A 22,184-nucleotide genomic window follows, 5' to 3' on the forward strand; every position below is an offset into this window, starting at 1 on the left:
ACCATGGCAGAACCTACACTGGCCCGCCCCGTGTTCTCGACTGAGGATTTCGGACTCATTCGCAACGCCTTGGCCGTCGCCATCCGCAATGGCGAAGACAATGCCGAAACCCGCAAGCTGGTGAACCTCCACCACCGTCTGGGGCGTTTCGCACGATGACTACGCAGGCCCTGGCAGAAATCACCCGCCCCACAACTGGTGCGGAGACGGACAATGGCTATCAACAGCGCGCCGGTTTGCAGGTGGCGCATGAGCTGGTCGCTTTCGTCGAGCAAGAGGTGCTTCCGGGCATCGGCCTTGGCGCCGCAGATTTCTGGCAGGGTCTCGCCCGTCTTGCGAAGACCTTTGTCCCGCGCAATCGCGACCTGCTCGAAAAGCGGGGCTATATGCAGGCGGCGATCGATGACTGGCACCGCAGCCATCCCAACACGCCGGGCGGCGCTCCGGAAGAGTTCCTGCGCGAAATCGGCTATCTCGTTGACGAGCCCGAACCCTTCACGATTGGCACCGAAAACGTCGATGCGGAGATCGCGCGAATCGCCGGACCGCAGCTTGTGGTCCCCGTGCTCAATGCGCGATTCCTGTTGAATGCTATCAACGCCCGCTGGGGCAGCCTTTATGACGCGTTCTACGGCACTGATGCTCTCGACGGGAAAGCGCCCGCATCAGGCGGGTATGATCCGGCGCGCGGCGCGCAGGTCGTCGCTCGGGCCAAGGCGTTTCTCGATAAATCTGTCCCCCTCGCCGAAGGATCTTGGACCGAATGGACTGGCGGAGTCGCTGCTCTTGCCAATCCCGAGCAATTGCTGGGCACATCAGGCGACAATCTTATCCTCGCCAATAACGGCTTGCATATCGAGCTGGTGATCGACGCAAATCATCCCATCGGCAAGACGGATCCCGCCAATATTGCCGACGTCCGGCTGGAGGCCGCGCTTTCGACAATTGTTGACCTGGAAGATTCAGTCGCGGCCGTTGATGCGGCTGACAAGGTTGCCGCCTATCGCAACTGGCTCGGCGCGATGCGCGGCGATCTGGAGGCGAGTTTCACCAAGGGCGGCCAGACGATGACCCGCACCGCCAGCCCTGATCGCACCTACACCGACATGGAAGGCGAGGCGCGGGACATTCACACGCGCAGCCTGCTGCTGGTGCGCAATGTCGGCCATCTCATGACCACGCCTGCGGTTCGACTCAACGACGATGCCGAACTGCCCGAAGGCCTGCTTGACGCGGCGATCACGATCGCCATCGGTATGCACGACCTCAGGGCGACCGGTCCGCTGCAAAGCAGCAGGACTGGCGGCATCTATGTGGTGAAACCCAAGATGCACGGACCCGAAGAATGTGCCTTCACCAACGATCTGTTCAACGCGGTGGAAGACATGCTCGGCCTCGCCCGCAACACGGTGAAAGTGGGCGTGATGGACGAAGAACGGCGTACCAGCGCCAACCTTGCTGCCTGTATCCAAGCCGTGAAGGATCGCATCTTCTTCATCAACACCGGCTTCCTTGACCGCACGGGTGACGAAATCCACACTTCGATGCTGGCTGGCCCGATGCTGCCAAAGGCCGAAATCAAGCAGGCCGACTGGATCGCGGCCTATGAAGATCGCAATGTCCAGATCGGCCTAGCATGCGGCTTTGCCGGACGGGCGCAGATCGGCAAGGGCATGTGGGCGGCCCCCGACCGTATGCACCAGATGCTGGCGGAAAAGTCGGGCCATCCCGCAAGCGGCGCGAGCACAGCCTGGGTTCCCTCCCCCACCGCTGCCGTACTCCACGCGACGCATTACCACGCCTGCAATGTCGCAGAGCGCCAGCAGGAGCGTGCGCGTGAACCCATCGCATCCCTTGAGAAACTTCTCACCGTGCCATTGGCTGAGAAGCCCAACTGGTCCGACGCGGAAATACGCGAGGAATTGCGCAACAATGTGCAGGGTATTCTCGGCTATATGGTGCGCTGGATCGATCAGGGCGTTGGCTGTTCCAAAGTCCCGGACATTCATGATGTAGGACTGATGGAAGACCGCGCCACGCTGCGCATCTCCAGCCAGCACATCGCCAACTGGCTGGAGCACGGCATCGTCAACCGGTTGCAGATCGATGAGGCGCTGCATGAAATGGCGGCTATCGTCGATGCGCAGAACGCTGGCGACCCGGCCTATCGCAAGATGGCCGAGCACCCGCGCGATTCCATCGCGCTGGCTGCGGCGCGCGAGTTGATCATCACGGGCACGCACCAACCCTCCGGTTATACCGAGCCTGTGCTTCACCGTGCACGGGCGCGGGCGAAAGCCGCCAGCTAGCTAGCCGCTGCCGAGAGTGATTTCGGGGAAATTGGCAGCGCAGGACGCGAGCAATTGCCGGATACGCTCCGGATCGTGGCCAGCACCGCCAGGCGGTAGCGGCTGCATCTTTTCGACCGGCGGAAACGTCCCGTAACCGGCGAACAGCGCGTGCCAGCTCATCGGCGCATAATGCGGCGTTCCGTAGAGTTGCACGTTTGCCGCCGCGATATCCTTGTGCGTGAACCATGCGGTCATCATCGCCTTCAAATTGTCCGACAGATCGTGGTTCGCGGCATTTTCGCGCCAGTAGTCCGTGTCGCTGCGCTGGTTCATCCGGTAATGCGCGACGATGTAATCGCGAATGCCCTCATAACGAGCATTGGTCTTGGTGTTGAACGCATCTCGATGCTGCGCGCTATACCCCCCCTGTTCATAAGCATCGGCAAATTCCAGTGCCGTAGAGATGACGATGTGAAGAGCGGTCGCTTCGAGCGGTTCGAGAAACCCCTGCGCCAATCCCGCAGCTAGGCAATTGCCACGCCAGCTTTCTGCCATGCGGCCAACTTTCATGCGCAGGAGACGCGGTTCCGTCTCGTCCGCCTGCAAGCCCAAGGCTTTAAGCAATTCGGCCGCAGCATCCTCATCCGAGATATGACGGGAGGAATAGACATAGCCATTGCCCGTGCGCGAGGTGAGCGGGATGTGCCACTGCCAGCCCGCCTTCATCGCGACCGCCTCGGTCTGCGGACGGAAATGATCGACCGGCGGCGTAGGCACTACCACAGCGCGATCGTTGAACAGGTTTTCGCCGAACGAGACGAACTCGCCTCCCAGCGCCCCCTGCGCGATCATGGCACGAAAGCCCGAGCAATCGACGTAAAAATCGCCGCTGATGCGTTCCCCGCCCTCGCACACCAGTGCTGACACTTCGCGGTTATCCGAAAGCTCGACCTCTTCAACCTTCAGGGGCCGGTGATCGACACCGCGCTCCACCGCCCAGTCCCGCAGGAATGCGCCCAGCTTGTAGGCGTCGAAATGGTAGCCATAGCTTGGCGCGAAAGGGAAGGTTTCCGCAGCCTGCGGCCCCTTGCCCTGCTCTGCCAATACCGCTGCAAGAAACCAGTCGTCGGGCAATGCGCCAACGTCCAACCCGCGCCTTGCCAGCATACAGGCGTGGGTAAAGGCCGGCTCTGTGTGCAGATCGACGGGACCGGGGAACGGGTGAAAATAGCTGTCGAAGTCGGGACGCTCGCTCCAGCCGGTGAAGCGGATGCCGAGCTTGTAGGTCGCATCGCAAGCCGCCATCCATTCAACTTCAGCAATGCCGAGATGGTCGAACATGGCTTTCATCTGCGGAGTGGAGCCTTCACCGACACCGATAATCCCGATGTCCGGACTTTCGATGACGGTGACCTTTCCGCCGCGATCAGCCCAGCGGTGGTGGAGCAGGCAGGCGGTGATCCACCCGGCGCTGCCACCGCCCAGGATGACCATGTGCGGCGGCGTGGGCTCAGTCATTCCTCTTCCCGCCAAAGCCATGCCAGCATTTCGGCCATTCGTGCGTTCCAGGCAATCTCGTCATGCTCTGCGCCTCGATAGACGCGTGCGGAGAAGTCCACGCCCTCGCGCCAACCATTGCGGGTAAGGTCTTCGGAAACGGCTCGCTGCCACGGGGCGTAGTATGCATCGAGCATTTCGGTACCATGATCGAGCCACAACCTGCGCTCTCGCGGCCCACCAAGCTTGGCATCGAGGTACGCATCCCACGCGGCAGTTATCGCCTCGGAATGGTTCATGGCGAGTTCCGGGTCGACCAGGGCGAAATGCGCACTGACACAGCCCGCACGGCCAAAAACATCGGGCCGCTCGATGGCTGCAAAACATGCCATCAATCCGCCCATGCTCGCACCAACGACGGTGGTGTCCTCGGGCGCAGCAAGCGTCCGGAATTGCGCGTCGACATGCGGTTTGAGCGTGTCGCTCACCCAGTCGAGCAAGGCTCGGGACGCAATCGGGCCGCCTGCCATCTCCTCGACATTCGCAGCCAGCAATTCGCCATCCAGACTCTCCGCAAATTGCGGCACATATAGGCGATAGCGGTCAGTCCCCGGCGGCGACCAGTGGCCGACCACGATATGCGACCGCGCCGTGCCACTCGCCACCATGTCGGTGAGCACGTCATCCACTTCCCAGGCCTTGCCGTAATGCGTCAGCTCGGGATCGAACAGGTTTTGCCCGTCCCACATGTAAAGCACCGGGTAACGCACATCCGGCGCATCATGATAGCCCGGCGGAAGCCAAATAGTGATGCGCTGGTCAGGCAGGCCCGGTGCAGCGATAGCTGTCCATTCGACGCGCTGTGCCGGCGATTGCAGTTCATCAGCGCGGGTGGCGGAGATGGCGCTTTCCGGAGCAACGGTATGAGCGCAGCCACCTGCAAGAGTGGCGGCGCAAAATATCGCCAGCAGTTTCACAGCCCGCGTTATCACTCGCCGCTATACTTGATCTCGATGGCAAAGCCGCCAGCCCGCGCCATGTGGAGGTCAAGCGTATCGCCGCGCCTTACGGTCACTTCGCGCACGTCCATCGCGTGGCGATCCTCTCCCATACCGTCGGCTCCCTCTCCGTCTTCCCAGATGGTGGCAACATATTCCGTGTCTTCGTAAAGGAAGTCCAGCGCGATGGTTACGTCACGGGGCTGATCGTCGGTGACGCCGCCGATGTACCATGCATCGCCTTCACGGACCTGCCGCGCAATCACAGCGAATTCACCCACCGCGCCATCGAGCAGGCGGCTATCGTACCAGTCGACACCCACGCGTTGCACGAAATCGAGTGCCTGTGGGTATGCAGCGATGTTTTCCGGCAGGTCAGCGACCATCTGGATCGGTGAGTAAATCGCGACATAGAACGCAAGCTGGCGCGCCAGGGTGGAGGGAATGTCCGGCACGGTTGCGTGGCGGCCTGCCAGCGAAAAGACGCCGGGCGTGTAATCCATCGGGCCAGACAGCATCCGCGTGAAGATCAGCTCTGGTACGTGATCCGGCCCGTTCTTCGGGACTGCCCAGGCGTCGTACTCTGCCCCGCGAGCGCCCTCGCGGCTGACCCAGTTCGGATAGGTGCGGCGCAGCCCGGTATCCTTGATCGGTTCGTGCGGGTTCATGGCAATGTGATGCTCGGCGGCCTCCTGCACAACGCGCAAATGGTGGTTCACCATTTCCTGCCCATCATGCCAGACGAATATTTCGCCGCCTTCGCCATCGGGTGCGATTATTCCTCCGGCATCGGCGACATAGCCGCTTTTGACAGCATCGATACCGAGGCTTTCATAGAACGCCATCGCATCACCCAACTGGCGTTCGTACACGTCGATATTGCCACCAGTTTCGTGATGTCCGATGATCCGAACGCCGCGTTCGCGGGCGTAATCGGTCACGGCAACGATGTCGAAATCAGGGTAGGCCTCGGTGAAGCTGTAATCGCGGCCATTGCCGAACCAATTGCCGTCCCAGCCGATGTTCCACCCTTCGATCAGCACGCCGCGAAAGCCGTTTTCGGCGGCGAAGTCGATATGACGCATCGCATTTTCGGTCGTCGCGCCGTGCTTCTCGCCGCTCGCCCAACTGCTGTCATCGAGGTGCATTTCCCACCAGATGCCGATGTATTTGTGCGGCTCGAACCAGCTTACATCGCCGAGCACATTTGGCTCGTTGAGGTTGAGGATCATCGCACTTTCAAACAGCCCGGCGGGTCCGTCGGCAATCTGGATCGTACGCCAAGGTGTATGGAATGCGCCTTCACGAATGACCTTTGGTCCGCGCGGGCTCGGCGCCAGCTGTGCGCGTAGCCTTGTGCCTTCCATCCGGCGAAGCCACATGCCCGAATAATCGACCAGTGCAGCTTCGTGGAACGACAAATGCGTGCCGCTCTCCAGCACCATCGTCACCGGCGTGTGGACGGTGGACAAGGCGCTGATCGGCGTGCGCTCATAAAGATATTCGTAGCGATTCCAGTCGCCTGCGGGAATGGACCACGCCTCCCCATCGCTCGCGATACGAAATTCGGTAAGTTCCTCCGCAATATTGGCGACAAGCAGACTGTCCTGCTGCGGAAATTCGATGCGGAAGCCGACGCCGTCATCGAAGACGCGCATCCTCACGGTCATTTGCCGCGCTGCGTCATCCTGCTGGCGGAAGGTAACGGCCAGTTCGTTGTGGCGGTCAGCGATGAAGCGACGTTCGCCCCACGGCTGCTCCCATGTCGTGTCGATGGTATTGGTGGTTTCTTCCACCACCGCGAAATTGCGGCGCATCGGATCGACATCAGTGAAGGTGAAACCGATGGTCGATTGTTCGATCACCAATTCTCCATCGAAGCGGATCTCGTATGACGGGACGCCTTCGCCATTCGCCTCGAGCGTGGCGACGATCCGGCCATCGGGAGATGACACCGTGCCTGCCAGCGCTGCCGCTGGAACGAGCATACAAAGCAGTGAAAGAGCAAGGCGAATCAAGGTCATAACTGCACCACTATGGCTGCGAATGGAGGGAGCATTTCGGAGGTCGCGCCGTTGACTGCGGCAAGCACTGGACCAGCGGTTTCAGACGGGGCGAGCGAAGCCTCAGCATCCCCGAGGTTGACGAAAACACGCACCACCTGCCCTTCGGCACGCCGTTCCAGCATCAGGACATCACCGCGCACGTCGCACGCTGAAACACCGCCATGGTGCAGCGCCGGATGCGCCTTGCGCAGCGCGAGCATGTTGCGGGTATGATTGAGCAGCGAACCTTCATCGCCGGCTTGCACTTCCACAGCGCGTTGAAGGTTTTCCTCACCCAAGGGTAACCAAGGACTGTCACTGCCGAAGCCGCCGCAATCGCGAGCGTTCCACGGCATTGGCGTGCGTGCGCCATCACGGCTGAGCGTCAGCGGCCAATTGGCAATCGCCTCGGGGTCATGCAGTTGGTCGAACGGGATATCGACCTGCGTCAGCCCCAGTTCTTCGCCTTGGTAGAGAATGATATTGCCGCGCAAACAGGAAAACAGCAGCATCTTCATCCGGGTGAAGGCTTCGTGCTGTTCCGGCCGGCACCAACGGCTGAGAGCGCGCGGGGCATCATGGTTCTCGAACGCCCAGCTTGGCCAGCCAATGTCAGGCTCGTCCGGCCATAGGGAGAGCGCATCACAAACAAGCTGCGGCGTCAGCTTTTCGGCGTAAAGAAAGTCGAAGCCGTAGGCCGAATTGAGATGCGTTTCTCCGTGTGTAAACGCTTTCATTTCCGTATCGGCGTCATCTCCGCCAACTTCGGCAACAGTGAAGATACTATCGTACTCGTCCGTAAGCGTCCGGATACGCTCGATGAATGCGGGAATATCGGCGTGAGACTGGTTGTGAACGCGCAATTGGAAATCGAACGAGCGCGTGCGTGCCTTGCCATTCTCCGGCGCGGGGGGATTATCGCGCAGTTGCGGGTCGTGCATTGCGAAATTGAGCGCATCGATGCGGAAGCCATCGACACCGCGATCGAGCCAGAAGCGCATGACATCGAGCACCGCGTCCTGCACTTCGCGATTGTGCAGATTCATCTGCGGCTGGCTGCTGAGGAAATTGTGAAGGTAATACTGCCCCCGCCTCGCGTCCCATGTCCAAGCGGGTCCACCGAAGACCGATTGCCAGTTCGACGGGGGAGAACCGTCCGGCTTGGGATCGGCCCAGACATACCAGTCAGCCTTGGGATTATCCTTGCTGGATCGGCTCTCCACAAACCACGGGTGCTCGTCCGAACTGTGCGAATATACCTGGTCTATCAGCACCTTGAGGTCGAGTGTATGGGCGCGGGCAACCATTGCATCGAAATCGGCCAGCGTCCCGAAGATCGGATCGACATCGCGGTAGTCCGCCACGTCATAGCCGAAATCCTTCATGGGAGAGGTGAAGAACGGGCTGACCCAGATCGCATCTACACCCAGCCGCGCCACGTGATCGAGGCGCGAGGTAATGCCCGGCAAATCGCCGATGCCGTCACCATTGGAATCCATAAAGCTGCGCGGATAGATCTGGTAGATCGCCGCGCCCTTCCACCATGGCAAATCGGATTGCGCTTCGCTCATTCAGCTGTCTCGCTTACGCGGCAAACAGCCCAACCGAAGGCCGGAACGGTGAAGGCGGCGCTGCCCGGTGCAGTCACCACGGCAGGGCAGGCCCCTGCCAGCGTTTCGAAAGCGCGCGCATCATAACCGACGCGCACATTGGCCGAACGCGGGACAGCCGTGGTGTTGAAAACGGCAAGATATTCGGTGCCATCGTCGGGGTCGAAGCGCGCAGCAGCGAAGATGCCCGGCTCCTGCTCGTAATGGCGCACCTGCTGGCGACCCCGGCTAAGCGCCGGATGCGCCCGCCGGATCGCGGAGAATTCGGCAATCAGGCGATAGAGCGGATGGGCCGTATCGAAATTACTGTCCGCCGTGGTGGCATCGGTGCCGATCAGCACATTATCATTATATTCGGCAGTCACGCTGGGGAACATGTCCTCGCGCGCCATCTGGTCGTTGCCATCTCCGACAAAGCCCTGCTCCGCACCGTAATAGACGGTTGGTGAACCGCGCAGCGTCAACATCATGGCATGGCCCAGCTTGACGCGGGCGAGCAGCTCATCCTGCGAAATTCCGGCCATGTCTTCTCGGATGAGCGTGGAAAAGCGGCCCATGTCGTGATTGCCGAGAAACGTCGGCAGCGTGAGCGCGGTCGCCTCGCCGCCTTGATACAATACGTCGCCATCGAACATTTCGGCGAGGACATGGGTGCCCTGCCCGCGACCCAGTATCTCGCGCATGGCCGACTGGAAGGCGAAATCGAGCACGGCGGGCAGCTCGTCGCGGCGGGTGTATTGCGCGATGTAGCCACTGTTGGGCGAGTCCATGTAGACTTCGCCGAACATGTGGAAATTGGGAATGCCCGCCGCTTCGGAACAGCTTTCCATGGCCGGTACGAATTCGCGCCAGAAGCCCGGATCGACATGGCGAGCGGTATCGATGCGGAAGCCATCGACCCGTGTGTTGGTGATCCAGTCGCAGAAGATGTCGATCATGCCTGCACGAACGCGCGGGTGTTCGGTAAAGAGATCGTCCAGTCCCACAAAGTCACCAAAGCGGCTGCTTTCGCCGGTGAAAGTCGTGTCGCCGCGATTGTGGTAGTAAATTGGATCGTTGAGCCATGCGGGGACTTTCACCTCGCGCTCGGCATCGGGCACATACGGCGTGTAGGCATAGGCTGGATCGGTCAACTGGGTGAAGTTTGCCTCGCCCGAATCCTCATGCCCCATGAAGCCGGGATTGATCGGCTCGCCGTCGACACCGCCGCGCCGCGAATAGGGAAAATCGCCGAGGCTGCGGTAGACATAGCCGGTGTCATCGCCTTCGACATAGCGGATCACATCCGCCGTGTGGTTGGTGATGATGTCCATGTAGACCTTCATCCCGCGCGCATGGGCGGCTTCGACGAAAGCGGTAAATTCCTCGCGCGTACCGAAATGGCCGTCAGGCCGGGTGAAGTCGGTCACCCAATATCCGTGGTAGCCTGCGCTTTCATCGCCTTCAGGACCCTGCACGGGCTTGTTCTGGAAGATCGGCGCGAACCAGATCGCGGTGACGCCAAGCCCTTCGAGATAATCGAGCCGCCGGGTCAGACCGGCAAGGTCACCGCCATGATAGAAACCGCGTGCGGCAGGGTCGTAGCCCGTTTCCAGCCGACCACCCGTGAAATCGCCGGTGTCGTTCGACGGATCGCCGTTTTCGAAGCGATCGGGAAGAACGAAATAGATAATTTCCTCGCTCGGCAAGCGGTCGAGATAACTCGCCTCCGCGCCAGTCGTGCTAGCTACGGGAGCTGCCGCCTGCTGGGCGGTCGCGCACCCGGGCAGCGCTGCGGCGCCAAGCGCCAGCGCAAGGGCATGGGTAATCCTTGGGCGAATAATCATGCGGGAATCTCCGGGCGGGCCATGCCGCCGACATAGGATTGCAGGAAATCTTTGTGGCCGGGCATCTGGCCGACCTGTTGAGCGGTTATGGCCTCGGTCTGCTCCAGCAGCGCGCGCAGATCAGCCTCGGGCAAGGCATCAGCGACCGGATTATACGCTGCCGGCTCGACACCCTGCCCTGCGAGGACCTGGAACCAGCCCACCTCGGTGAACAGTTCCTCATGCTCGCGGTGGATCAGGCCGGAAGCGCGCCATTGCGCCAGCTTGGTCGCGAGAGTGTCGGGCAGTTCCATCGTGCGCAGCGCATCCCAGAACGGCTCTCCAACGCGCTGGTTGGCATGATAATGCAGCACGAGAAAATCGCGGATGCGCTCCCATTCGAAGCGCGCCTGCGCATTGAACCAGTCGCGCGTCGATTGCTCGCCGCGGCCTTGGGGCAATACGGTCAGGAAGCGGCTGATCGCGCTCTGGATCAAATGGATACTTGTTGATTCCAGCGGCTCCATGAAACCGGCCGAAAGACCCACGGCAAGGCAGTTGCCCTTCCAGTGTTCGCGCCGCATTCCGGTGGTGAAGTGGATAGGACGCGGGTCGGACAGCGGTGCTCCGTCGAGATTGGCAAGAAGCGTGGCGCTGGCCTCGTCATCGGACATATATTCGCTTGAATAGACCAGTCCGTTGCCGATGCGGTGCTGCAAGGGAATGCGCCACTGCCAGCCCGCCTTGTGCGCGATCGAGCGGGTATAGGGAATGAACTCGCCGCCCTGTTCGCAAGGAACCGCCATGGCGCGATCACACGGCAGGTAGCGGCTCCAGTCGTCGAAGCCTGCTTCGAGCGCGCCTTCGACCAGAAGGGCACGGAAGCCGGTGCAATCGATGAAGAAATCACCCTTGATACGCGCGCCGCTGTCCAGTTCGAGCGTCGCGATGTCTCCGCTATCGCCATCGCGGGCGACGGCGGAAATCGTGCCTTCGACGCGAGTGACTCCGCGCTTTTCGGAATACTCGCGCAGGAAGCTGGCGTAGAGGCCCGCATCGAAGTGGTAGGCATAGGGCATTTCCTGCCCTCGGGCGGTCTGCCCGCGTCGCATTCGGCCCGCGCGTGCGGCCACCGCGTTGAGCGAGTATGCGCCCGGCTCCTTCGCGAAACCCGCCTGCCTGGCGCGCAGCCACAGCTGGTGGAACGGCATCAGGCCCGATGCACGTCCGACCGGCCCGAATGCGTGGATGTAGGAATGCCCTTCGCGCAGCCAGCCATCGAAAGCGATACCCAGTTTGAAGCTGGCTTTGGTAGCGCGCATCAGTTCCTGCTCGTCGATGCCGAGTGCGCGGTGCAGCAGGTGGAATTGCGGGATAGTCGCTTCGCCGACGCCCACCGTGCCAATGGCATCGCTTTCAACCAATGTGATGCTTGTCCCCGGCGGGGCAAAGCGGGCCAGCGTGGCTGCGCTCATCCAGCCGGCAGTTCCGCCACCGGCAATCACAAATCGAGTTGGAGCTGTGTCCGTCATATCGCTGCCCTATGCCGACCCCGTGGCGTCAATCCACCATGCATGGCGCATCAACCGATGCCGCATGGTGGACCGACGGGGAGTCAAATGGGAGGTGCTACTCCCCGCCGGCCAGGGTCGTATCAGAAACGATAGGTGAAGCCTGCGAGGAAGCGGCGCCCGTATTCCTGATAATCGATTACCGCACGCGGTTCAGGCACGTTGAACTGCGAGACAAACGGTGCGTTGGTGAGGTTCTGGCCTTGCAGGTAAACCGACAGGCCATCGAGCGCACCGGTGTCGAAATCATAGCCGATCTGCGCGTCGAAAATCGTCTCTGCGCGGGCCAGGCGGCGCGTGGGCGATCCGCCAAAGCCGGTGAAATCGGCAAGGAATTCCGAACGATAACGCACGCTACCACGGGCGTTGAAGCCACCGCGTTCGTAATAGAGAGTGCCGTTGGCGACCCATTCCGAATAGCCGGGGATCTGGTCGACATTGCCGTTGGCATCTTCGATTTTGGTCTTCGTGTAGCCGACGCCGCCGGTCACGCCGAAGCCTTCGAGCGCGCCGATGAAGGCGTCGAACGGAACCGTTGCCGAAAGCTCTGCCCCGTAGAAGTCGCCGCCACCCGTGTTCACTTCTGAATCGAGGTAACCGATGGTGGTGACGGGAGTCTGGCCGGCAGGTGTCGGCAGGCCCGCGTAATCAAAGACTGTACGCGATCCATCGATGTAGCTGACGATGTCCTTGTAGAAGAACTGCAGCGCAACCACGCCCGATCCGCCAGCAAAATACTGCTCGATGTTGATGTCCATCGCATTCGCGCGATAGGGGCGCAGAAGCGGGTTGCCGCCGCCGCCGCTGATAAACGGTGCCTGCCCGGTGGGGCTGTCGGCCACGTTGTTGTTGATCCCGTATCCGATAGCCGAACGCAGGTCGTCGAGCTGTGGCCGCTGGATCTGCCGCGATGCGGACAGACGCAGGACAAGGTCGTGGTCGAAACGCGCCGTGAAGCTGACGCTTGGCAAGACATCCCAGAAGGTGTCGCCCAGCGTGATGTCAACCTGCTCGCCAGCAGCGAAAGCGATGCCCGATGAGCTCTGGTCGGTACGGATCGCCTGCACGCCAACATTACCGGTGAATACGCCGCCATCGAAATCCTGCTCGATATCGAGCTGGACATATCCGGTCAGCAATTCTTCCGAGATCGAGTAGGCCTTCGCCGGGATGTCGTTCGAGGTGTTGCGATCAAGGACGAGCAGGCCAGCATCGATCACGTCTCGCGCGTCATAGCTGACGATCGGGCCAAGACCGAGATAGCCGAGATCGGTCGAGCGCAGCAGCAGTTCGGACGGGATCGAGACTTCGGTCGCGCCATTGGCCGGCAGGATGAAAAATTCGTCCGGCGTCAGGCTCTTGCTGCGGTCGGTATAGGCTACGCCAACGTGTACGGCAGAGAAGAAGCCGTCCAGTTCATAGGCCGTGCCCAGACGGTACTGGAACAGCTCGTCTTCGAGGATGCGGTTGTTGAAATAGCCCGCCTGCACCCGGCTGCCACCCCAACCCAGCGGGTCGGTAAGGACGATCTGGTTCGGATCCGAATAGTCCAGCATGGGAGAGAAGCTGGTGCCTTCGGTGTTTGATACGAAGCCGATGGTGTCGGTTGCGCCAACACCTGCGTTGTAACCGGTGCCCGAATAGCTTTCGAGGCTCAGTTCGTTACGGTCGGTGCGCGAATAGCCGAAGTCGGCGAAAGCACTGAAGCGGCCGCCATCGTCCCAGGCGAGATTCACGCCGCCCGAATAGAGATCGGCCTGGCGCTGGAAGATGTCATTACGAACAACGCCTTCGACATTCTCAAATGTGCCGGCTTCGGCGAAGCCGCCAAACGGACCGTCCACCACGGTGGCAGTGCTGGGATCGAAGGTGGTGCCGAACGCGCCGAAACCGAGTGGAAGCTCGATGCCGCGCTTAGTCGATTCATCGTCGAAGTTGGAATAGAAGCCATCCACCGTCAGCATCAGCGCGGGTGAAAGTTCGGCCTGGAATGTGCCGTTGAAGCCAAGGCGCTCGAGCTGGGTCGAGGTCACGAAGCTCTTGTTGCCGCCGATCACGAAGGGGCTGCCCGGATCGCCGTTACCGGCGTATCCCCAGGCGTTGAATTCCTGCAGCTGGTACGGCTCGTTGGTGTAGGCGACAGCAAGCGCGATACCCATGGTATCGTCTGCGAACTGGTCGACATATGTGCCGTTGATACGATAACCGAATTCGTTCGAACCGGCGTTCAGCGCGCCGATATCTGCGTAGGAACCCTTGCCGCCGATGGCGAGAACCCGCTCACCAGCTTCCAGAGGACGGATCGTGCGGACGTCGATCGTGCCGACAAGACCTTGTCCGACAAGGCTAGCGGACGGCGTCTTGTAGACAACGACCTGGTTGACGATTTCGGCAGGATACTGGTCGAACTCGACCGCGCGGTTATCACTGGTCGAAGTCTGCTCGCGGCCGTTCAGCAGCGTTTGCGAGAAATCAGGGCCGAGGCCGCGAATGGCGATCACGTTCGCGCGGCCGTTGAGGCGCTGCGAGGTCACGCCGGGAAGGCGCGCAATCGATTCGCCGATGGAAGCATCAGGCAGGCGCCCGATATCTTCGGCAGAAACCGACTCAACGATCAGGTCGTTGAAGCGCTTTTCGGAAACGGCCGTGTCGAGCGCCTGGCGGAAGCCGGTCACGATGATCGTGCTCTCGTCGGCTTCCTGCGCTTCTTCCTGTTCGGAATTGGCAGGATTGTCCTGGGCAAGAGCCACACCCGGAAGGGCCAGCGTTGCGATTGCAAATGCAGTGGTGCTGGCACCGGTGCGCAGTGTATTACGGATGTTCATTCAGTGTCCCCGATCAAGCGCCGGCGGACATTCTATGGTCCCGACCGGCTAATCCTCGTCCAATACTCGCAAGGTCGACGCCCCGCAGAGCGCGCCATGTCTGTGCCTCACGTATCGAGGGCGAACGCCGGTGGCGGAAGACAGCATACGTATACGCAATTCTCGCCGGTCGGCGCAGTGTGGCCGAATTGTCGCAAGTTTGCCGGATGCAACAGCTTGCCCAAAATCGGCGTGAGACAGCCTGTTCGGTTTGCAAATGATGCTGTGCGCTTTTACCGTTTGTAACGGGCGCAAAAATACCAAGCGCCGCAGGGAGGTTGCATGGGACGGGCCCCGACAGGTCGGCCAACCAGCTTCGATATCGCGTATCTTGCCGGGGTCTCTCAACCCACGGTGAGCCGCGCCCTGCGCGGTGACAAATCGGTAAGCGAAGCCACGCGCGAACGGATCAAGGCCATTGCGCGCGACCTCAACTACACGGTCGACAAGAATGCATCCTCGCTGCGCTCGCAAAGATCGAACACGATCGCGCTGCTTTTTTTCGAAGATCCGACGCCCGACGAAAGCATGATCAATCCCTTCTTTCTTGCCATGCTCGGCTCGATCACGCGCGCCTGTGCCAATCGCAAGCTGGATCTGCTGATCTCCTTCCAGAAAATGGAGGATGACTGGCACGTGCAATATCAGGACAGCCACCGTGCCGACGGGCTGATCCTGCTCGGCTACGGAGACTACACCGAATACGAAGCGCGCCTGAAAGAGCTCAAGCGGCAAGGCACGCATTTTGCCCGTTGGGGTTCGGTGACGAGCGAGACATCCGGCTCCACCATCGGATCGGATAATTTCGGTGCGGGACGGCTGGCAGGGGCGCACCTGGTGGAGCAAGGTCGCAGGAAGCTCGCGTTTCTGGGCCATGCGGACGATCACTATCCCGAATTCGCACAGCGTTACCGCGGTATGTGCAAGGCGTTGGAGGATGCCGGCATTGCGCCCGACAGCGCGCTGCAGCATGACGCCATCACCACCGAGGCAGATGGTTATGCAGCGACATGCAGGCTGATCGAAGCCGGTGAGCCCTTCGACGCAATTTTCGCTGCCAGCGACCTGATTGCCATTGGCGCGATGCGTGCGCTTGCCGAAGCGGGGTTGGGCGTGCCGGGCGATGTCGCGCTAGTCGGTTTCGACGATATCCCCGCCGCCAGCCTCACCAACCCGCCGCTCACCACGATCATGCAGGACATCAAAGGCGCGGGCGAAAGGCTGGTCGAGACGCTGCTCGCCAAGGTGGAAGAGCGCGAAGGTCCGGACAATCGCCTGCCCACCAAGTTGATCGTGCGGGCCAGCACCGGGGCTACCGCCGCCTCCTGAGCGTGCCGTCACCGAGCGATACATTCGTATACGTATTGTCGGCATCGACCAATCATGCCAGCCCATTGAATTGACGCAGGACGGCACAGACCGGCCGCGCATTGGGTATGACGGGTAGAGGAAATTCGAATGGCATCGATCGAGGGCGCAGAGCCTGTTGTGAACCCGGCTCGCAAGCCGCAGATGGGATGGCGCGGACTGGCCAACATCAGCTTCGGCTTTTTCGGCATCCAGATTGGTTTCGTCCTCCAGAATTCGAACATGAGCCGGATTTTCCAGACGCTGGGCGCCAGCATGGACGATCTGCCGATCCTGTGGGTTGCCGCTCCGCTGACCGGCCTGATCGTACAGCCCATCATCGGTCACCTGTCGGACAACACTTGGAACCGCTTCGGTCGTCGTCGCCCCTATTTCATGACCGGCGCGCTGCTCGCCGCAATTTCGCTGATCTTGATGCCGCTCGCGCCCACATTTGCCGCTCCGCTGCTGTTTGCTGCCGCGCTGTTGTGGGTGCTCGATGCCAGCCTCAACATTGCAATGGAGCCTTTCCGCGCTTTCGTCGGCGATATGCTCGACAAGTCGCAACATTCGACCGGCTATTCGGTGCAAACCGCCTTTATCGGTGCGGGCGCGGTGGTCGCCGCGATCTTCCCCTGGCTGCTCGAACAGTTCGGCGTCAGCAATGTCGCCGCCGCGGGCGAGATCCCCGACACGGTCCGCTGGAGCTTCTGGGCGGGCGCGGTCGCCCTGTTCTGCGCGATCGGCTGGACGGTCATGTCCACGAAGGAATACTCGCCCGAACAGATGGCCGTCTTCGAGGCCGAGCGTGAGGTGGAGCAGGCCGCGGGCGTTAGCGCCCTCGCCGCCAAGGGTTACACCGGGCCGCTCGCATGGATAGCAGCGGGCGCGCTCGTCGCACTGTTGGTTGGCCCCCTCGAACTGGAGAAGGAAATTTTCCTGCTCGGCGGCTTGTTGGCGACCTACGGGGTCCTGAGCGGTATCGGCATCTGGTTGGCGAAGCAGGGCAAGAGCGCCAACATGCTCTCCAGCATCGTCGGCGATTTTTCCGGAATGCCCGACACGATGAAACGGCTCGCGCTGGTGCAGTTCTTCAGCTGGTCGGCGCTTTTCATCATGTGGATTTATTCGGGCCCGATCGTCTCGCAATATTACTTCGGCAGCGCCGATCCGACGACCGAGGCCTACAACCAGGGCGCGAACTGGTGGAACCTGATTTACACTGTGCAGAACGGCGTCGCCGCCGTCGCCGCGCTGCTGGTCCTCCCTGCTCTAAGCCGCAAATACGGCAAGGCGCGCACGCATATGACCTGCCTGCTGCTCGGTGCTCTCGGCTTCCTCGGGTTCTTCGTGCTGCGTGAACCGAACCTGCTGATCATCTGCGAAGTGCTGAAAGGGATAGCCTGGGCCTCGATCCTCGCCATGCCCTACGCCATTCTCGCCAGCGCCCTGCCGCAGAAGAAGCTCGGTATCTACATGGGGCTGTTCAACATCTTTATCGTCGTGCCGCAATTGCTGGTCGCGACGGTGATGGGCAGCGTGATGAATGCGTTCTTCCCGGACGAGCCGATCTGGACGATGCTGTTTGCCGCCGCCAGCTGGACGCTCGCCGCCTTCGCCATGCTCCGCGTGACGGTGCCTGGCGAGGACAAGCGGGACACGGTCGATGCGTAAGCTGGCCACTGCAATTGCACCCCTGCTGCTCGCCGCTTGTGGCGGAGATGATCTGGCCACCACCGATCCATGGGCCCCGCAGTCCTTTGTGCAGATCGAGAACCCGGAGTGGAGCCGCGACGCTGTACTCTACCAGATCAACACACGCCACTTCACGCCGGAAGGCACCTTCGCAGCGGCCGAGCAGCAATTGCCCCGGCTGCGCGAGCTTGGCGTCGACATCTTGTGGCTGATGCCGATCCATCCGATCGGGGAGGTCAACCGCAAGGGCACTCTGGGCAGCCCGTATTCGGTGCAGGACTATTACGCGGTAAACCCCGAATTCGGGACAGAGGAGGAATTCCGCAGCTTCGTCGATGCGGCGCATGAACAGGGCTTCCACGTCATTCTCGACCTCGTGGCGAACCACACGGCCTGGGACAACCAGCTCGCCGCCGATCATCCCGAATGGTACGAAAAGACCTGGGAAGGCGACTTCCGCCCAACCCCGTGGTGGGACTGGTCCGATATCATCGACCTTGACTGGTCGCAGCCCGGCGTGCGCGAGCATGTCGGCGGCGCGATGGAATATTGGGTGCGCGAGTTCGGTATCGACGGCTACCGCGCCGATGTGGCGGGATATGTCCCGGTAGATTTCTGGGAGACCATGCGCACAAGGCTCGACGCCATCCGTCCTGTCTTCATGCTTGGCGAGGTTCAGCAAACCGCATTTCACCGCGCCAGCTTCGATGCCACCTATGCCTGGGACTGGCACCACACGAGCAAAGCTATCGCTCGCGGTGATGGCAACGCCACCAGCCTGTTCGGCTATTATGCGGAGAACGAGAGCCTGTGGCCGCGCGAAGCCATGCGCATGACCTATATCGAGAACCACGATTCCAATGCGTGGGAAGGGACGATTTACGAGAACTACGGACCCGCGCTCGAGGCAATGACCGCACTCGCCTTCACCGGCGAAGGCCTGCCGCTGATCCACAACGGCATGGAGGCCTGCAACGCCAAGCGGCTGGAATTCTTCGAGCGTGATCCGATCGACTGGAGCCAGGGCGACGATTGCACCTACGGCGCGCTACTGGCTGACCTGATCGCTTTCCGCGATGCCAATCCGGCGCTGCACAATGGCAAATGGGGTGCACGGATGCATCAGGTGGTGAACGACCAGCCGCAGCAGCTGTTTGCATGGGTGCGCCAGCAGGATGGCAACAAGGTGGTTGGCCTGTTCAACCTGTCAGGCAATCCGGTCACAGCGACGCTGGCGGACGGGTTGGCCGCCGGGTCCTACAGCGAATTCCGCACGGGCGAGGATGTGACACTGGCTGAGGGCGACACTGTTTCGCTTCCTGCATGGGGCTTCAGATTGCTTTCTCGAAGCTCAAACTGAAGCAGACCTTGGTAAACTGGTTTAATTTTGAACATGTTGCTTGGCTTATCTCACACTATTTCTAATTTCCGCTGAAATTATTCTAAATCCATCCGCACTCCACAATTGGACTGATCTGGCTGCCAGAGTTTTCATCCGGCTACATCACGATCAGGTGATAACTAGGTCGAATCTGCTTTATATTTTTCATTTATCAGGCTGATTTTTAACCTTTTATACTGCCTCCATGTTCTGGCGCCCCCATTTTGGCGAAACCATTGAGCGCGGCACACTACTCCGGCCAACGTGATACAGGCGGTACGCAAGCGCGAGTTCTGCCTCCAACCTCCCTGAAAAGTTACATCATTTTACGAAAATGTATCAAAAATTAACGCTGAAACCGGCGTAAATCCAACATTGTTATCGATCTCATTCGCCACTGCGTTAACTTTTTTTTAGCGGTGTTTACCTAGTTCTCTGCGGCATGAAAAAAACGGTCGCAAAATTTTTGCCTCTCGCAGGCACTACCATTCCTATTGCTCTAATTCTGGCCAGCCAGCCCGCTTATGCAGAGGGCGTGTCTGCCGGGACGCTGATCGAGAATACGGCGAACGCAACGTTCGACGATGGCTCGGGCACGAGAACGATAGATTCAAACACTGTGGTCGTGCAGGTCAACGAGCTGCTCGATGTTACGGTTACGTCACTGAACACCGGACCAGTTGCGGTCACACCGGGCTCGGCAGTTCTGACCTTCGAGATCACCAACACGGGCAACGGGCCGGAGGCATTTCAACTGTCCGCCAATCCGTCGGTCGCGGGCAATGATTTCGACACGGTAGTCGACAACATCGCCATCGATCGGAATGGCAACAATGTTTACGATCCCGGTATCGACGAGATCCTGACAGGACCAGCCACCACGGAATTGCTGGACGCGGAAGCCAATCTCACCGTCTTTGTTCTTGTCACCGTTCCCGATGGCGTAGCTGACGGGGAAGAAAGCGATGTCGATCTGCTTGCAGAAGCGGTCACAGGCACCGGCACGCCGGGTACCACGTTTGTCGGTCAGGGCGTAGACGGCACGAATGCGATCGTCGGCCTAACCGGCGCAGACGACAATGCCATCGGCTCGATGGTTGTCGGCCTCACCAGCGTAGACCTGATCAAGTCGGCAACGATAAGCGACCCATTCGGCGGATCTGCAGCAGTTCCTGGCGCGATCGTCACCTATACCGTGACAGCCAATGTTTCAGGATCCGGTGCCGTCGATGAACTCATAGTCACGGACCGATACCCTGCCGGAACTCGCTATCGCGCGGGCTCGCTTGCCCTCGATGGTACCTCGCTCACCGACGCTGTGGGCGACGATGAAGGCGACGCCGATACCACGCAAATCTCTGTCGATCTCGGGACCGTCGCCGGTGGCACAGCACGTGTCATCACCTTCGACGTCATCGTAAACTAAATTCGAGTTATCGAGCATAAAGGCTTCAGATATGTTGAAAAAATACTTCATTCCAATCACCGCCACTCTCTTGGCGATCTCCGCTCCTGCAATGGCGGCGCAGGATAGCCCGCTGGTGCTGGAAGGCGATGTCCATCTCGTGCGCGTCGTGACTGATGAGAACGGTGTGCAAACGACCGAGATGGTCGAGCCCGATGTGATCGTCCCTGGCGACCGGCTGCTGTTTACGACTGACTACCGCAATATCGGCAGCGACCCGGTCAACGATTTCGTACTCACCAACCCGGTCCCGGCAGCTGTCCGCCTCGCGCCCGATGCCGATACCGGTCTGGAGGTGTCTGTCGATGGCGGCGAAAGCTGGGGTGCCCTGGCAACGCTGACAGTGGAGTCAGAGACTGGTGAAACGCGCGCGGCCGAACATGCCGACGTCACCCACATTCGCTGGACGCTCGGCGTGGTCGAACCCGGCCAGAGCGGCCGCTTGGAATATCCCGCCATCATTCGCTGATGAGCTGGATTTAACCGTCACTCCCGCGGGCGGCAGGATTTGCGCGGGGCTAAGTAAGAGAGGAACAGTACAATGAAACGCACAAAGCAGTTGCTGGGTGCGGTGAGTGCAGGAGCACTCGTCGCCGTCAGCACCGTACCTGCGATGGCAGCCGATCTCGGCACCGACGCAGGCACGGGGATCCAGAATACAGTTACGGTAAGCTTCAGAGTCAATGACGTCCAACAAACCGATGTCCAGGACACCGATACGCTGACCGTTGACCGCAAGGTCAATGTCCTCGTCGCCGATGTCGGTGGCACGACTACCGTTGTGCAGGACCAGCAGAATGCTGCCGTTGCCTTCCAGGTAACGAACACGACCAACGATACAGTTGATCTTGTCCTGTCGGTGGATCAGTCCACGACCGACAATTTCGATATCGCGAACGTGCAGTTCTACGTCGAAGACGGCACCACTGCCGGGTTCCAGGCGGATGAAGATACGCTTGTGACCTATCTCGAAGACGTGGCCGAAGACGAGACCCGCACGGTCTATGTCGTCGGCGATATCGACCAGGCCGGACTTGCTGCAGGTAACACTGCCGTGGTCAATCTGGTTGCAGACGTGCACGCAACTGCAGCCGGTACCGGCACAGGCGCGGGCGCGAAGTTCACTGACACGGCAGGTGCAAACACCACCGGTGTCGATACGGTTCTCGCCGATGCCGCGGGTACGGTCGACAACGCCAATGCCGGCGATCACTCGGATGCCAACACATTCGTGGTGGCAGGTGCAGGCGTGACAGTCAGCAAGACCAGCCGCGTGATCAGCGATCCGGTCAATGGAACAACCGATCCGATGGCGATCCCGGGTGCAGTTGTTGAATACTGCATTGCGGTCGTAAACGGCGGCAGCTTTGCAGCGACCAACATCACAGTATCTGACCCGCTGCCTACGCAGGTGACGTTCGCGCCGAATTCCTACGGCACGACCGGCGACATCGTGATCAATGGATCGGCATCGGCCGGCGTTTGCTCCGGCGGCACGCAGACCGACAAGTCGTACGACTTGACGACTGCTACGGTTTCGAATGCTCTGGAAAACATTCCGGCAGGCGAAACCCGTTCGCTCTACTTCCAGGTCACGATCGACTGATCGCGAACG

15 protein-coding genes are annotated in these 22,184 nt (G+C 60.5%); 8 read left to right on the plus strand and 7 right to left on the minus strand.

What is annotated here, in order from left to right; all coding sequences use genetic code 11:
* Positions 1–3 precede the first annotated feature (3 nt).
* Both AAC850_RS00720 and AAC850_RS00725 read left to right on the plus strand, forming a co-directional pair.
* Positions 4–159, plus strand: a complete 156-nt coding sequence (locus AAC850_RS00720) for a hypothetical protein (RefSeq protein ID WP_340586409.1) — start codon at positions 4–6, stop codon at positions 157–159.
* Positions 156–2,309 (plus strand): malate synthase G, encoded by a 2,154-nt coding sequence (locus AAC850_RS00725; protein WP_340586412.1) that lies wholly within the window; start codon positions 156–158, stop codon positions 2,307–2,309. Before AAC850_RS00720 ends, AAC850_RS00725 begins: the two co-directional genes overlap by 4 nt.
* On the opposite strand, the gene AAC850_RS00730 is transcribed toward AAC850_RS00725, so the two are convergent.
* From AAC850_RS00730 to AAC850_RS00760, 7 genes are all read right to left on the minus strand, one after another.
* Complete coding sequence (locus AAC850_RS00730) at positions 2,310–3,809, minus strand: tryptophan halogenase family protein (protein ID WP_340586415.1); 1,500 nt, start codon at positions 3,807–3,809, stop codon at positions 2,310–2,312.
* Positions 3,806–4,780 carry an alpha/beta hydrolase gene (locus tag AAC850_RS00735; protein ID WP_340586418.1) on the minus strand — a complete coding sequence of 325 codons (975 nt, stop codon included), beginning with the start codon at positions 4,778–4,780 and terminating at the stop codon, positions 3,806–3,808. Before AAC850_RS00735 ends, AAC850_RS00730 begins: the two co-directional genes overlap by 4 nt.
* Positions 4,777–6,774: a glycoside hydrolase family 97 protein gene (locus AAC850_RS00740; RefSeq protein ID WP_340586420.1), complete on the minus strand. Its 1,998-nt coding sequence runs from the start codon at positions 6,772–6,774 to the stop codon at positions 4,777–4,779. Before AAC850_RS00740 ends, AAC850_RS00735 begins: the two co-directional genes overlap by 4 nt.
* Before the next feature lie 32 nt (positions 6,775–6,806).
* Positions 6,807–8,402: an alpha-amylase family glycosyl hydrolase gene (locus AAC850_RS00745; protein ID WP_340586421.1), complete on the minus strand. Its 1,596-nt coding sequence runs from the start codon at positions 8,400–8,402 to the stop codon at positions 6,807–6,809.
* Positions 8,399–10,267 carry an alpha-amylase family glycosyl hydrolase gene (locus AAC850_RS00750; RefSeq protein WP_340586423.1) on the minus strand — a complete coding sequence of 623 codons (1,869 nt, stop codon included), beginning with the start codon at positions 10,265–10,267 and terminating at the stop codon, positions 8,399–8,401. The genes AAC850_RS00745 and AAC850_RS00750 overlap by 4 nt, the downstream gene beginning before the upstream one ends.
* Positions 10,264–11,778 carry a tryptophan halogenase family protein gene (locus tag AAC850_RS00755; RefSeq protein ID WP_340586426.1) on the minus strand — a complete coding sequence of 505 codons (1,515 nt, stop codon included), beginning with the start codon at positions 11,776–11,778 and terminating at the stop codon, positions 10,264–10,266. The genes AAC850_RS00750 and AAC850_RS00755 overlap by 4 nt, the downstream gene beginning before the upstream one ends.
* Before the next feature lie 122 nt (positions 11,779–11,900).
* Positions 11,901–14,642 carry a TonB-dependent receptor gene (locus AAC850_RS00760; RefSeq protein WP_340586429.1) on the minus strand — a complete coding sequence of 914 codons (2,742 nt, stop codon included), beginning with the start codon at positions 14,640–14,642 and terminating at the stop codon, positions 11,901–11,903.
* Positions 14,643–14,963: 321 nt separating this feature from the next.
* Between AAC850_RS00760 and AAC850_RS00765 the strand changes: the two genes are divergently transcribed.
* The 6 genes from AAC850_RS00765 to AAC850_RS00790 all read left to right on the plus strand — a co-directional run bounded on the left by AAC850_RS00765 (position 14,964) and on the right by AAC850_RS00790 (position 22,175).
* On the plus strand, positions 14,964–16,010 hold the full coding sequence (locus AAC850_RS00765; protein WP_340586431.1) for a LacI family DNA-binding transcriptional regulator: 1,047 nt from the start codon (positions 14,964–14,966) through the stop codon (positions 16,008–16,010).
* 129 nt (positions 16,011–16,139) lie between these two features.
* The gene (locus AAC850_RS00770) at positions 16,140–17,702 is read left to right on the plus strand and encodes an MFS transporter (RefSeq protein WP_340586434.1); all 1,563 of its coding nucleotides are present in this window, start codon (positions 16,140–16,142) and stop codon (positions 17,700–17,702) included.
* Entirely contained in the window at positions 17,695–19,083 is a 1,389-nt protein-coding gene (locus AAC850_RS00775; protein WP_340586437.1) for an alpha-amylase family glycosyl hydrolase, read from the plus strand. The genes AAC850_RS00770 and AAC850_RS00775 overlap by 8 nt, the downstream gene beginning before the upstream one ends.
* A gap of 463 nt (positions 19,084–19,546) precedes the next feature.
* Entirely contained in the window at positions 19,547–20,530 is a 984-nt protein-coding gene (locus AAC850_RS00780; protein WP_340586440.1) for a hypothetical protein, read from the plus strand.
* Between the two features lie 31 nt (positions 20,531–20,561).
* The gene (locus AAC850_RS00785) at positions 20,562–21,038 is read left to right on the plus strand and encodes a hypothetical protein (protein ID WP_340586441.1); all 477 of its coding nucleotides are present in this window, start codon (positions 20,562–20,564) and stop codon (positions 21,036–21,038) included.
* 72 nt (positions 21,039–21,110) lie between these two features.
* Positions 21,111–22,175, plus strand: a complete 1,065-nt coding sequence (locus AAC850_RS00790) for a hypothetical protein (protein WP_340586444.1) — start codon at positions 21,111–21,113, stop codon at positions 22,173–22,175.
* Positions 22,176–22,184 lie beyond the last annotated feature (9 nt).

Origin of the sequence: Erythrobacter alti (assembly GCF_037996805.1) — a bacterium.
In the GTDB taxonomy this organism is placed as follows: Bacteria; Pseudomonadota; Alphaproteobacteria; order Sphingomonadales; family Sphingomonadaceae; genus Alteraurantiacibacter; species Alteraurantiacibacter alti.